Raw genomic sequence first — 12428 nt, 5'->3', positions numbered from 1 at the left:
CACCTCCTAGTTTTCAGTTGTTGGTCGCAGCCTTGGCGGGTCGACCGCGACGCTTGGGCGCCGCTGTTACAGGCTCGGGCTTAACCGTTTCCGGCTCGGACTCCACCGTCTCCGGTTCAGACACGGATTCCGCTGCGAGGTCGGGCGTCAGCTCCTCTTCGGTGGCCGGCGCACTTGCGGTTTCCGGTGCGACCTCTTCCGTTACGGTCTCGGATTCGGTTGTCGTCTCGGTCTCGACCACGATGGGTTCCGTGACCTCAGGCTCGGGTGGCGGGCCGTCCCAAGCCGCGGGATTGGTAATCCTGGCAGCAGCCCAGGACGGAACCGCATCGCTTGGCCCGAACACATGACTGACGCCCGACTCGTCCGCGACATGCACAGAGGTGATCAGGCGCGCCATCAGAGAACCTTGGCGATCATGGTCGCGTTGGAGTTGCCCAGGATCGGCAAGCCGATTCCCGAAGCCTTCGTCCAACGTGCGATCGGATCCTGATCGATGTACGAACCGACGACGATGCCGGGAGCCTCGTCCTCGTCGATCGAGTAGTCGGGTTCGATCGCCTCGGCCGTGATACCCCAGAGGGTTTCGCCTAGCTTCGTCGACGTCATGCTCGATCCGCCGACGTAGAGGATCGAGTCGTCCGGAATGAGGCGCGTGGCGTCACCGTTGTAATCCTCAACCTGTGCGTCGAAGATCTCGAAACGCGGATGCCCGAACGAAGTGAACAGGGCCTGCACCGCCTCGAGTGTGACGATGGACGGCACGGCAGCACCCGGAGGAGATACTGCGTTGCGAATCGCCTCATTCCGCATGAGTGTCGAAATGACTCGCTGCGAAGTGATCGCGCGGCCCGGGTTGCCGGAGTTCGAAACCCGGAAGACCGAGAACCAAGACTCCTGATCGAGGATCGGATCAGCAGCACCGGACCACAGAGTTGCCGCAGTGATGGAATGTCCCGACTTGCGGTCGAAGTCGGCCTCGATCTCGAGACCATCCTGCGCCAGGCTGACCTTGCCGGTCACGAGCGCCTGCGCCTTCGCGATGATCAGGCGCGTGCGAATCGCGTCCGCGAGCTCCACCGCATCCTTGAGGATCAGGTCCAGGATCGCCGAATTCGCCCTCCGCAGCCGCAGACGGTCGTACTCACCGAGGCGCTTCTTCTCCGAAAGCGGAGGCAGCTCACCGGAAATTCGAGTCAGACCCTTGCGGGGCGACTGCGGAGCCTCGGTGTCCCAGCTACGGAACTTCGCAGCCCGCTTCAGGCCGTGCTGCGTGATGTTCGCCCGGAAGTCCACATCAGGGACGAGGGTGTCCGGAAGCAAATTGTCGATCAGCGACAGATCATTGACTGCCTGATCGGCCAGAGCCTCGCGGATGTAACCCGTGAGTTCGGCCGGGGTGATGAAGTCGCTGTTAATTACTAGTGCCATGAGTCAGGCTCCTCAGAAGTATCGGATGTCGCGGGCAGTTGCCTGACCGTCGACGTCGACGGAAGACGGCAGCTTCGCCGCCAGGACGGCGCCATGCCAGAAGAGAGCACCGACCACGACGGTCGCGCCCGGGGGAATCTTCACCGCGGTGAAGAGATGCCCCTCGATCGGTTCGGTGTCGGCGTTGGTTCGCAGCCCGTACCGGTTGCCGACCTTCTTGAGTGGAAACCCGGACTTGAGGTACCCCTCGGGGTAGTGAGTGGCGGCCGTGAACGTCGACACGTCGATGTTGACTGCCCGTGCCGTGTCGGTGCCATGTGCCGATGCCAGCCAGGACTGGTCATCCTGGCCGAAGCGTTCGGTCCTGATGTTGAGATCCATCCGGATCCCTCCTTCGTTGAATGTGTTGGTCTACTTGGGGTTTCGTTCCTTGTATCGCGCACGGCCTGCCGAGACGGTAGATTCCGTCTTCTGATGGCCGGGGTTACCTTGCTGCGGGTTGGGCAGCGGGCCGCGGGGAATGCCCGTGAGCGGATGCGCCGCCGCAACTGCTTTGATCTCTGCGGTCACCTTCTCGTTGAAGTCGGCGGCTGTGGGATCGAGGTCGAGCGAGGCGATCCTGGTCATGAACGATCGGGAGTCGATCAACGAGTTGGGATTCGCCCCCTCAGTGGGGGCGAGAAGCAGAATCGCGTTCTCGACCTTCGCTTCGCGTTCGCCGGCCCTTGCGGCAGACAGGTCGGTGGCTAGCTGCGCGGGATCCGGTGGCGTGTCGCCGCCTTCGCCCGTGAAGGCCTTCTGAATCTGATTCCACTTCTCCGCGGCCTCGCGATTATCCTTCGCCTGATCGAACTGTGCCTTCACCTCGGCCGGCGTCATACCCTCGAAAACCTTTGCCCAGTTAGCCGCGTCAGGATTGGGTTCGGGGTTCGGGTTCGGCTCAGGTTCCGGATTCGGATTCGGATTCGGATTGCCGTTCGGGTGCCCATTCGGATCTCGTCGAGGGTGACGCCGAGCGGCGCGATTTCCGAACTGGCCGAAAGGATCCAAAGCCGCAGGGGCAACGACGAGCAGCGACTTTCTCGGGTTATGCATTCGCGATCACCTTCACTCGCAGCACGCCGGATTCCTGGCCGCACTCGTCGCGTCGTGCGCGACCCAGCACGAGGTGCTCCGACGCGTGAATCACGAGCTGGTCGATCACTGGCTGCGAGAATCCCCCTTCCTTCAGCTCGCGCGCATATCGCGACAACGCTTCAGCTGTAGGGATTTCCAACTGTTCACTACTCATCTTCTACTCCCGTGCGGGATAGGTCAGCACCATGCAGCACTGAAAATGGTCAGGAAGAGCCGAGAATGATTCGCATCTCGGCGAGAATCGCGTCCGTGCCAGTGGCATTACGCGAAGCTTGGGCATACGCCTCATCGAAGCGCTGATAGTGGGCAGGCCGATCAAAGGACCTGCCTGGCCGCACTTCTTGCGCGCCGCAGCGACAGTTTCCGTGAGCGCGAAACCCCACCGTGGATTCCAGGTAAACGGCGCCTCGCGTACAGAGCATCGCGCAGAATGCGCAGCACTTGCCTTCGGCAACCCGCTCATAGCGCGCGCCAGGCTCTGCCTTCGCATTGTCGAAGATCGTCTGCCGATTACCACTCCAGATAGCTTTCTGCGCAACCTCAGCCAGCCGGGCAAGCGCATCCGCGCCACGAGCACCCATCGCCCAATCAGCCGAAGACAGCAAGCCCTCCGACGCGGGAAGTGGCGACGGCTTCGCTCGATAGGGCAAATTCGGCGCAGACTCGTCATACCAAGCAGCAGCCAGATTCGACGCAGCAGCGGCATACGGATCCGTCACCGCAGGCAATGAATTCACCATCACCGATCGGAACTCCGCAGAAGGGAGACCCTGCGCCGTGTCCCAGACATTGACGATCTCATTGATCGCTAGCCGGTCCAGGTGGCCCAGAATCTCCTTCCGCTCAAGCAGGCTCGTTGGCATTGCGCCTACTCGACAACTCGATCACCTGAGGGTTTGAAACTTGGCCAGCAGCCTTGCGCAGCAGGTCGGGAAGTTCAGCTGCCATCGCCAATCGATTCTCCTCGGCTAAGCGCATCTGATCTTGTTCCGAGAAACCCATATAGTCGTACGTCACGGGCGAGTCCGGACGCAGGATCTTCACTCCCACCAACTTCTGTCCGGCATCAGCAGTTGCGGCACGAGTCGGAGTCGAAGCGTCACGCCATCGAACGCCGATCTTGCGGAACGCATCTGCATCCACCTTGCCGTCACGAGCGAGCAGTGACAGGTACGCAATCTCGCGCCACCCTTGGCCAAATGTTCCTTGCCGACGCTCTGCGCGCTTGACCAGTCGATACTCTGCCTGTCGGATCGAGTCGGCAGACGCGGGATTGTCCGTGAAGAAACCGAGGTAGGTCGACGGAATGCCGGTCTCGGCGGACAGTAGCTGGGAGTACATCTTGACCTGATCGATGTACGGTGTCGGTGGCGCTGGGTGAAACTCCCCCACCGTCGGCGCAAGCCCGTCTTCGGTTCGCGGTATGACGTTGAATCGGCCCATGGCCGCCTTCCAGCCAGCCTGCCGTTTCTCCGACTCGGTCGAATCCTCATTGACACCGAACTGCTCCGGGTCCGCGCCGAGCGCATATCGCGAAGGAGCAGTGTAGAACTCGCGATTGATCTCCATTCCGAGCATTGTTCGAATTGCTGCGTCGGTGTAATACATCACCGGGCGAGTAATTTCCGATCGCCCATCAAGATCCGACGCTCGATCCCTATTGACCAAGCGCGCCATGAACACTCGCCCGGCATTGTGATCGTCTCGAGAGATGACCTCGAGCTTCTTCGTTCGCTCATTGCGGGCAAACCCGATGGTCGAGTTCGGCAGATAGAGCGTCTCCATCTCCACCGCGCCGAATTCATTGCGCGTCTGAGACAATCCGGCCTCCGACCGACGCGCTCGATAGTTCCGCAACGTCGTCGCAGACGACGCGGACTCCACGGTGACCAGAACGTCAGGTTCGCCGTAGTTGGTGTCGCCGCGGCCGACAGTCACAAAGTCGGTTCCGGTGATCAGTGCATCCAAATGCCCTCGCCCGGCTTCCACGCCGAGGCTGTTCTCGCGGAACACGTCATCAAGCCCCATGAGGTCCTGCACCGACGTCCATCCCAGAAAGTCGAGCCGCTCCTCGAGGACATCGACTGCTGTACCCGGCCATCCCATCGACACAGCGAGATCCTGCAAGCCCGGAGGCACCGCAATGTCGAGCTGTCGCGTCTTCTGCTTACCCTCGTAGAAGGCATTCTTGATGGCGTTCTTCGCCGCGAACTTCCGGATCTGCGCGCGCATCTGTCCGACGAGGCGTTCCTCGTCGTCGTCGAGGGCGAGCGTCCGGAGAAACAGAGCCGGGATGCCACGCCCGCCGAACAGCTGCGAAATCCCTTTCATCACAGGGTGACCGCCTTCCGCGAACGCGATGTCGCCTTGATTCCACTGCGGATGGCAATGCGCCACATCATTCGAGCGCCAACCGCGCAGACCGCGCCGTCGATCTTTTTCTTCGACTCGCGATGCTCTTTGCCGAGACCGACGCCGATTCCACGAGCGGGGCGCCGGCGCGCGTTCTTCACATGCTGTTGCAAGATTTTGTCTCCGTCATGAGGGATCACGCCCGTACTCCCCTCCGTTGCGCCGTTCTTCACATCCGAGGTGAATCGCTCGGCGTGCTCGATGAAGACCTTCATGTGGGCCGGTGAGCGCATGTCCCAATTGATCAGGTGCGCAGAGTCTCCCGACTTAACTGCCGGGAGTAGCCGTAGCTTCTGGGCATACTTCTGAGCCCAGGCGTCGGCGTATGGCTCCCAGTAGCGCTCACCTGTTTCGTCGTCGCGAGCGTCGGAAAGGTCAGCCCAAAAGCCGACAACCGAGTACTTCGCGAACGTCTCGTGAACCCGGACGTCGACCGCGTCCCGATTGACAATCCAGTCCTTGTCCTTCGGGCCGCGCTGCCAGATACCGATCCGGAATATGTACCCGTCCGACATTCGGCACCCGACCAGGGCGGTCGCGTCATCGGACTTCGATCCGTCGAAGAACATCACGATGCGATCGCCGCGCTCGAGCACACGAGGATCAGCGTTGGCATCCCAGTCCTGCGGGACGACCCAGGCGTCCTCGGCGGCCGTGATCTGGTTGTACCACTTGCGCCGTGACTCGCTCGGAGGGTTCGCAGAGTTCAGAATTGATTTGACGATGCGACCGCGCGGCTTGGTGTCGAGCCAGGTCGAATCGCCCGCGATTGCGCGCACCACATCGGGTGCCGCCTCGGCGCTGAGTGGCGCTTTCGGTGGCGCTTCCAGTGAGTCGTACAGCAGACCGAAGTCCTGAAACTCCGATTCCTCGCCCTGAGTCGCTTCCCATGCTTCGCGAACGACCTGCCCCACTGAGCCCTCGTTGGGGCGAAAGGCGTTGCAGATGTCGAGCATCCGAGCGGTACCGTCTTCGGATTTCGCGGCGTTGCCCTCGATAGCGCCCGCCATCTCGTGGCCGCCGTTCGACGAATTCCAGTTCTGTGTCTCGCCGCGAATGATCAGCGTCGGCCGGCCACCCTCGATCGCCATCGCTGACGAGGTCACCGCTTCGATCTGCCGAGTGTCGCCGAGGCCGTAGAGATTGACCTTGCCGATCTGGATGCCGTAATGCTGGCGGGTTTCCGCCGGCACCAACGACGGCAGGAGCTTCATCGTGTTCTTGGTCTGCTCCTGATTGACCGCGACGATCTGCACCCACGCGTTCGGTTCCTCGCGACCGATCGGACGATCGCCGTCCCAGTGGTCGAACGTCACCTCGGCGAAACACGCTGCGAGCGCGAGACATGCCGCAACCGGATCCTTGCCCCAACCCTTCAGCCTCTGCAGGACCGCCGAGTGATAGAGGAATCCGCCGTTCTCGTCGACCGCGAAGAACCAGAGGATGAAACGAGTCTGCTCGGGAGTGAACTGCCATGGCTGTCCACGCTTGTCCCTGAGCCACTTTCCTGACCAGGCGAGGACCCGCCATCCGAGACTGGCCTCGGGCAACACCCAGCCGTTTTCGTCCCATTGCCACGTCGGGCCGATCTTCACCGGCTCCCATAACAACCCCGTTGGCGGAGTAGCGTCGTCGAGCTGCTCCTCGTACCAGGCAATGATCTCGGCGAACTCGGAATCCGCAGACTTGATCAGAGTCGCCGCGCGACTACGCGCCACGCCTGGACCACCGGGCGTTCGCCGCGGTCCTTGCGGAGGCTGAGCGCTCGCCCGCCTCCTTCTCGACATTGCCGTCGTCGGGCAGTTTCAGCTGCCGCATCAACGACGACAGAACAGTCCGATGCTGACGCACTTCGGACACCAGCGGATTGACCACCGGCTGCCCGGTCGACCCGGTCGTCATGATGTCGTCGTCTTCGAGCCACTTGACCATCGAGTCGATCAGATCAGCCTCGCGACAAGCATCTTCGAGAATCCGGAGCTCGTCGGGACGCAACTCGTATGCACCGGAAATTCCGGACCAGAGCTTTTTTCCTGCCGCGCGAAAGCCTGCCGGCGCTTTTGGCTTGACCATCGCAGACCTCCTCCTCGCTCCAAAAAACCAGAAGCGGCGCACGCATGTTTTTGACTGCTATGCCAACCGTGGGCCCGTGGGGTGGGGGTAGGGGCATCCCCCCAGGGGGTCACGGGGCGGGCCGGAGTGGCGGTGCGGAGATCACATCAGCGTCGGCCCGGGTGCGGCTCAGCTGGTCGGAGGCGGCCGTTCTTTGCTCGTCCGGCCTGGGCCTCACGTTGAGTTTCCGTGGCGTGACAAGGCAAACAGAGGGCCTCTCCGTTGGAGAGCGTGTCGGTACCCCCGGACCTGGTGTTGACGATGTGATTGGCCTCGATGTCATGCGGTTGGGCCGTCGCGCTGCCCTGATACCCGCACCTCTGACACCGGTATCCGTCCCGGGCTTTGACCTGTCTGGCCCAGCGTCGGTGGGCTGCGGTGCTGGTGCGGCTGTGGCCTCCGCGCTCCCAGGCCATCAGTGGTCCTGCCCATCACCGGTGAGCAGTGTGAGCCGACCGTTCAGCGTCGCAGTGAGGGCGGCGACTGCCGGTTTGTTCGCTCGGCTTCGCTCGCGTCGGAGATGAGCGAGGTCGTCGACGATCATGTCTTCGAGTGTTGGCATGCGTTCCTGCCTTTCACTTCCGAGTTCGACATGGGTACGGCGCCGGCCGCCGCGGCGATTGACCGCGACAGCCTGACGCCGATGTGGCCCTGATGCACTGAGGACTGCAGTCAGGGTCGGCTACCCGACGGAGGGAAGACCCTTGCGGTGTCGCCGATGGGAGTAGCCACGGGCGAGCCACGAGTCGCGAGGGATCCGGATTCGGACGGACTCGGTCACGAGGGTCCCGTCATTGGCGGCGGTGAGTTGCGGCCAGCCGTCGACATCGGGGACGAAGCGATCGACCTTGAGCCAACGTCGGCTGATTTGACGAACCGATTCATCGAGCGTCCATCTTGCGCTGGCACCCAGTACCCGGGTGGCCTCCTCGTAGTGCGGGGTACCCCGACGGAAGTAGGGGTCAGCCTTGGTGGGGGCGAGGACGATCCGGAGCATCCGTTCGAGTCGGCGCGCGGCCTTCTCGCCTTCACGCTTCGGGACGATGTACTCGGGACGTCCGGTGTTGTTCGGGATCGGCACGACTGAGTAGTTGTCGGAGATCAGTCCGCCGTCGCCGTAGAGCTGCTTGTCATTGCCGAGTGTTGCGAGACCTCCGAGGTTGTCGCGGATAGCGGCGATGTACATCTGGTCGGTGACTTTGCCTGCGCGGATCATCACATGCAGTGCATCGAGGTCGACGCCGTTGTGATCGCACAGCCACTGCCAGGTGGGCAGGCCAAGATTGGCAAGTGAGTTGACGTTGTCAACGTATGCCTTGCCTTGGCAGCAGACCTTCTCGATCTGAGTCCAGACCACGGCAGTCGACACACCTGTTGCCTCGACGATGTCCGCGATGAGCAAGGCGTTGTCAATGGCGCATGACCCTGACGGGAACTGAACCTTCGGCCTGGCATCGGATTTCAGGGCGGTACTCGTCATTTCTGGCCTCTCTCACAGGGTTGACGTGCTGATCCATCAGCCTTCTGAATTGCGGAAATGCTTGAATTGAGGAATGCCTAAGACCAAGCACTTGATCGTGTCGATATCAGTCGGAATCTTGTCCGGCGTCATTGTCGGTGGACTAATAGTTTCCATATCAAACAAAGTCGACTGGGGAGCTGACCAGCTCGGCAATCTCGGCACTTGGATTGCAGGCATTGGCACGCTCGCCGCTGTGGTAGTGGCGGTTTGGCAAACGAACAACGCCAATCGTCATGCCGCCGCCTCGGCCTCGAAAGCGCAGGACTCAATCGACATCCAAGTGGGTAGCGGAATCGATGCGCGCGAGTACGGCGCCGTCCGCGCAATAATCGAGCATGCAGGGAACGTCATTGGCGAGGTGAATCATTTCAATGAAATCGCCAAGTTTCAGGCCAAGTTCCCGGGAGATCTGAGTACGGCCGAACTGCTGTCAGCGCAGCGGCACGTGATCATGGTCGCCCGCCGGGCAATACTCGAAGTCCAGTTGGCCTTCACTCAATTGGCCGACAAGACTCTATTGCGCGATGCTGCACTAGTGCACCTCGCGTTGGATGCTGTAATTGAGTGCATCTCAAGCAAAGACCCCGCCCGTGCTGAGGCGGATTGGCCACTTGCAGCCAGTCGTACTGTTCAAATCGCAGTGGCCAACAGCCAACTTCTCGACGACGCAATCCGCCGATTCAATGCAGGAACGTCACCGCCTGCGCCTGCAAGTTGGATGAATGCCGACCCGCTTCCCCTGCTGGACTCGAACCAGCGCCCATCCGATTAACGGTCGGATGCTCTTCCTAACATGAGCTGTAGGGGAATCTATTCAGTTGTTCGGCTACCGCTCTCCCCGGATCACCGTGTGCCCCACGACAGCGGGGACGTTTGAGCCCGCCCAGGCAGCAGCGCACTACGGCGGGGGCCGTCTTGGTGCGAGCTTGGATTCCATATCCGGCGCGTGAGCAGAACCGGATCGGCGACTTTGACCTGAGCGGAAGATTGTGGCGTTGATTCCCGGAGCACCCGCCGGTGATGTTTCGGCTAGTGCATCGACAGACCCAGACGGCCCCTGGATGCAGAAGGGGCGTGAGACTTACCCTTTCGGATACCTCTCACGCCCTTGCGAGCGAAGCTTAACACACCTGGCGTGGTTAAGGTTTCACGCCGCTTCTTTACTGCGGCTTCGACTCTTGTGTTCCAAATGCGCGTCGAGGACATCGCCGAATCGGAATAGCTCCGCCCGGGTTGCCACGATGCACCGTGTGCCGAATATCTTCTTTGCTCGGCGAAGAGTGTTCACTCGCTCGGCCGTCAGACCCGCGTAATCCTCGCCCAATCCTCGTGCAGCCTTCGCGATCGCGTGCCGATGCATCTCGTAATCGCGCGCCTCATTCACTGCATCCTCGTCGAGCTGTGGAATCACTTCCTCTCGCGGCGGCCGCAGGGTCGCGAACCCGGCCACGACGACGTTACGGATCGCGTCGAGCGCTTCTTCACCACCGGGAGTGAGCGCAAGTGCCGCGACGTTACGATCGAGCCACTCTGCCAACTCCAAGGTGCTCGGCGGCGAGAAGTGAACCGGCGCACGCGTCTCCCGCTCACGCAGTGGTCCGATGAACCTGGCCGAGTGCGTGCAGCCTTCCGGCCAGTACCAGATCCCGCGCGGCTCACACACGAACCGCACCCACGTCGCCAGCTCGTGATGCAAGGCAGTTGCCGCGTCGGATACTCGCGGATTGAACGGCAACGGTTGTGCCTGTTCAACTCGGCCAACCCGAGGTCCACCGGACCCGAACTTCTCCTGCTTGCCAACAGCCACGTCGAGACCGGCAATGAGAGTGGGCACCGATCGCAGGATCTCGACAAGCTGCCGCTGCCCGATTCGATCAAGGTAGAAGTGATCCGCTCCAGCACCGAAGCTCAAGGTCGCCACTCCTCGCGATAGTCGGGATGGTCGTCGTACGGCACGGCGAGAAGTTGCATCGACTCCCAGAGCCCGGGAAATATCCGGATATTGACCATGCCCTGCCGCACCTTTGCCACAATCCCCCGCTTTGCCGCTACCTCACGCAACACCCGAGCAGGATCATGCCGAGCAATATGTATGAAATCCGGTTCACCGCCATCTGCCCACTCTGCCGCCCCGTGCGACCAACGGACTGCGCCACCCGCGATAGCTTCATCGTCCGCGATCCGCGCTTCGAAAAATTCGAGGAAGGCGCGGAAGCTAGCAGTATCCATGCTCATCGTTCCCCCTTGAGTGCTGATGTGGCCATTACGATCCCCGCTTTCAAGCCGTCGGACACTTCTACCCAATTCTACCCGATTCTATCGCCATACTCAACCAATCTATTTGTGTCGCAATGTCTTTCACGATCCGTCTACTACCAACAGTTCGAGCAAGTCATTCGGCTCGTCGTCCACAGGCACACTGTGGCATTCGCACGGGCAGCGCCAGATGTGCGATGGCCGGATGACGGTTGGCCATCCGGCCGGAACGGCGGTCTTTCCGTTGGGCTTGTTTCCGATCGTCACGTAACACTCGGGCGACCAGACTCCGGACTCTTGCGGTCCGCCGATGCGGTGGGCGCACTTTTCGTGTCGCCCGGTCGTGCACCACCCAGAGGTCCCGTATTCACATGCGGCGACCATGTCAAAGTGTGCGGCAACCGAATCAGTCACGCTTCATCAACCTCCACCATCTCGATATTGCGCTTTACGTAATCCGAGCACCTGTTGCATCTTTCAATCACTCTGCCCAAGTGGACAATTGTCCTAAATTTGCGCGAATCACCGAAACCAAACCGAGTTCCCCATTTTCACCCTCGATCCTTTACTGTGTGTTTGCGCACCTTTTCCAACCGGTTGGAATTTATAGAGTCACTACCGAACCGCGACATCGAGACAGTCCGGACCAAACGACAGGAAAACTAATGCGAATGCCGATACGTGCTCGAAGGATCCTTCTGAGCGCCGTCACCACAACCGCCGTGGCTTCTGCCGCCTTGTTTGGCACTAACGGAATAGCGTCTGCTCAACCAGTCTCGCCCCCGACCTCGATCGTCGATGTCCAAATCATCAGTCCCCCAACACCGCCTGCCGTAGCGATCGAAACGCCAGTCGATCCAGTCGCGCCAGTCGCGCCGGTGACACCGGGAGAAGGACAGGTAACACCCCAAGCGCTCCCAGTCATCGCCGCGGCTGCTGTCGCCTGGTGCGCAAGTGGCGCCCTCGGCTCCGTCCCCGCCACTGCAATCAGCAACTTCCTCGCCGGCACGAACACAGCGTGGACCAATTACATCTACGGAGTCGTAGCTGGCTGCGCGGCAGGTAATATCGGGTCCCTTGCATGGAAGCTACTGCCGCAGTTCTTGAAGAATCAGGCGATCAATGCTGCTGTATGGCATTGGAAGACGTTTATCGCCCGTTGGTAAGGATGGTTCATGAAAACACGCCTGCTGAAGGTTGCAACCGCATTTGGATTGCAGTTTCTGGCCTTACTGATCCTGTTCCTCGTCTTGGCGATCCTGGGGATTGACGGGACTCCGAGCTGGGTTTACGCGGCAGTCGGAGGTTTCATATTCTGCTTCGCGTTGGCCGCTCAACAGGGGCGACCGTCCGAGAAGGAATAGGCGAAGGGATGAAAGTCCCTTTCCCAGTTGGTGTATCGCTGCCAGGGCAGTCGGGCAGCGATACACCGGCAAGGGATACACATCAAATGCGTACCGACAAAGGCAAAGCGCACTCCCGAGGAGCCCTCCCATATGAAGCGCATCTGTACCGCAACCGTTGGCACAATGATCCTCATTGCCGGGCTTCTCGGCGT

The 12428-nt window shown here is 61.0% G+C and carries 15 protein-coding genes and 1 tRNA gene; 1 reads left to right on the top strand and 15 read right to left on the bottom strand.

The window, feature by feature from the left end:
* Positions 1-13 precede the first annotated feature (13 nt).
* From ATN37_RS29010 to ATN37_RS28940, 15 genes are all read right to left on the bottom strand, one after another.
* Entirely contained in the window at positions 14-400 is a 387-nt protein-coding gene (locus ATN37_RS29010) for a hypothetical protein (RefSeq protein ID WP_064443976.1), read from the bottom strand.
* Positions 400-1431: a major capsid protein gene (locus ATN37_RS29005; protein WP_064443975.1), complete on the bottom strand. Its 1032-nt coding sequence runs from the start codon at positions 1429-1431 to the stop codon at positions 400-402. Before ATN37_RS29005 ends, ATN37_RS29010 begins: the two co-directional genes overlap by 1 nt.
* Before the next feature lie 12 nt (positions 1432-1443).
* Positions 1444-1812, bottom strand: a complete 369-nt coding sequence (locus ATN37_RS29000; RefSeq protein ID WP_064443974.1) for a hypothetical protein — start codon at positions 1810-1812, stop codon at positions 1444-1446.
* 30 nt (positions 1813-1842) lie between these two features.
* A complete protein-coding gene (locus tag ATN37_RS28995) occupies positions 1843-2526 on the bottom strand; it encodes a hypothetical protein (RefSeq protein WP_218695974.1) in 684 nt (227 codons plus the stop codon).
* The gene (locus ATN37_RS28990; RefSeq protein WP_064443972.1) at positions 2519-2722 is read right to left on the bottom strand and encodes a hypothetical protein; all 204 of its coding nucleotides are present in this window, start codon (positions 2720-2722) and stop codon (positions 2519-2521) included. Before ATN37_RS28990 ends, ATN37_RS28995 begins: the two co-directional genes overlap by 8 nt.
* Before the next feature lie 49 nt (positions 2723-2771).
* Entirely contained in the window at positions 2772-3431 is a 660-nt protein-coding gene (locus ATN37_RS28985; protein ID WP_218695973.1) for a hypothetical protein, read from the bottom strand.
* Positions 3412-4899 (bottom strand): phage portal protein, encoded by a 1488-nt coding sequence (locus ATN37_RS28980; protein WP_154100317.1) that lies wholly within the window; start codon positions 4897-4899, stop codon positions 3412-3414. Before ATN37_RS28980 ends, ATN37_RS28985 begins: the two co-directional genes overlap by 20 nt.
* Entirely contained in the window at positions 4899-6698 is a 1800-nt protein-coding gene (locus tag ATN37_RS28975) for a terminase (protein ID WP_082920621.1), read from the bottom strand. Before ATN37_RS28975 ends, ATN37_RS28980 begins: the two co-directional genes overlap by 1 nt.
* On the bottom strand, positions 6688-7053 hold the full coding sequence (locus ATN37_RS28970) for a hypothetical protein (protein WP_065455395.1): 366 nt from the start codon (positions 7051-7053) through the stop codon (positions 6688-6690). Before ATN37_RS28970 ends, ATN37_RS28975 begins: the two co-directional genes overlap by 11 nt.
* Positions 7054-7199: 146 nt before the next feature.
* Positions 7200-7508 carry an HNH endonuclease gene (locus ATN37_RS33245; RefSeq protein ID WP_076948365.1) on the bottom strand — a complete coding sequence of 103 codons (309 nt, stop codon included), beginning with the start codon at positions 7506-7508 and terminating at the stop codon, positions 7200-7202.
* Positions 7508-7654: a hypothetical protein gene (locus ATN37_RS28960; RefSeq protein WP_218695972.1), complete on the bottom strand. Its 147-nt coding sequence runs from the start codon at positions 7652-7654 to the stop codon at positions 7508-7510. The genes ATN37_RS33245 and ATN37_RS28960 overlap by 1 nt, the downstream gene beginning before the upstream one ends.
* Positions 7655-7774: 120 nt before the next feature.
* Positions 7775-8572 (bottom strand): hypothetical protein, encoded by a 798-nt coding sequence (locus ATN37_RS28955; protein WP_218695971.1) that lies wholly within the window; start codon positions 8570-8572, stop codon positions 7775-7777.
* A 776-nt stretch (positions 8573-9348) separates the two neighbouring features.
* Positions 9349-9422, bottom strand: a tRNA-Asn gene (locus ATN37_RS28950).
* Positions 9423-9761: 339 nt separating this feature from the next.
* A complete protein-coding gene (locus tag ATN37_RS28945) occupies positions 9762-10526 on the bottom strand; it encodes a hypothetical protein (protein ID WP_218695970.1) in 765 nt (254 codons plus the stop codon).
* On the bottom strand, positions 10523-10843 hold the full coding sequence (locus ATN37_RS28940) for a DUF6221 family protein (RefSeq protein ID WP_218695969.1): 321 nt from the start codon (positions 10841-10843) through the stop codon (positions 10523-10525). The genes ATN37_RS28945 and ATN37_RS28940 overlap by 4 nt, the downstream gene beginning before the upstream one ends.
* A gap of 1202 nt (positions 10844-12045) precedes the next feature.
* Here ATN37_RS28940 and ATN37_RS28935 point away from each other — a divergent pair.
* Positions 12046-12234, top strand: coding sequence for a hypothetical protein (locus ATN37_RS28935; RefSeq protein ID WP_064443960.1), 189 nt, complete (start codon positions 12046-12048; stop codon positions 12232-12234).
* The last annotated feature ends 194 nt before the right edge of the window (positions 12235-12428 follow it).

This window comes from Rhodococcus sp. MH15 (genome assembly GCF_019266045.1).
GTDB lineage: Bacteria > Actinomycetota > Actinomycetes > Mycobacteriales > Mycobacteriaceae > Rhodococcus_F > Rhodococcus_F qingshengii.
The sequence above is the reverse complement of the archived record's forward strand: the minus strand, read 5'-3'. Positions and strand labels throughout refer to the sequence as shown.

Coding starts and splice junctions, on each gene's coding strand:
- ATN37_RS28985 (WP_218695973.1), bottom strand. CDS start 3,431: ATGCCAACGAGCCTGCTTGAGCGGAAGGAGATTCTGGGCCACCTGGAC.
- ATN37_RS29005 (WP_064443975.1), bottom strand. CDS start 1,431: ATGGCACTAGTAATTAACAGCGACTTCATCACCCCGGCCGAACTCACG.
- ATN37_RS28970 (WP_065455395.1), bottom strand. CDS start 7,053: ATGGTCAAGCCAAAAGCGCCGGCAGGCTTTCGCGCGGCAGGAAAAAAG.
- ATN37_RS29010 (WP_064443976.1), bottom strand. CDS start 400: ATGGCGCGCCTGATCACCTCTGTGCATGTCGCGGACGAGTCGGGCGTC.
- ATN37_RS28960 (WP_218695972.1), bottom strand. CDS start 7,654: ATGCCAACACTCGAAGACATGATCGTCGACGACCTCGCTCATCTCCGA.
- ATN37_RS28995 (WP_218695974.1), bottom strand. CDS start 2,526: ATGCATAACCCGAGAAAGTCGCTGCTCGTCGTTGCCCCTGCGGCTTTG.
- ATN37_RS28940 (WP_218695969.1), bottom strand. CDS start 10,843: ATGGATACTGCTAGCTTCCGCGCCTTCCTCGAATTTTTCGAAGCGCGG.
- ATN37_RS29000 (WP_064443974.1), bottom strand. CDS start 1,812: ATGGATCTCAACATCAGGACCGAACGCTTCGGCCAGGATGACCAGTCC.
- ATN37_RS33245 (WP_076948365.1), bottom strand. CDS start 7,508: ATGGCCTGGGAGCGCGGAGGCCACAGCCGCACCAGCACCGCAGCCCAC.
- ATN37_RS28935 (WP_064443960.1), top strand. CDS start 12,046: ATGAAAACACGCCTGCTGAAGGTTGCAACCGCATTTGGATTGCAGTTT.
- ATN37_RS28990 (WP_064443972.1), bottom strand. CDS start 2,722: ATGAGTAGTGAACAGTTGGAAATCCCTACAGCTGAAGCGTTGTCGCGA.
- ATN37_RS28955 (WP_218695971.1), bottom strand. CDS start 8,572: ATGACGAGTACCGCCCTGAAATCCGATGCCAGGCCGAAGGTTCAGTTC.
- ATN37_RS28980 (WP_154100317.1), bottom strand. CDS start 4,899: ATGAAAGGGATTTCGCAGCTGTTCGGCGGGCGTGGCATCCCGGCTCTG.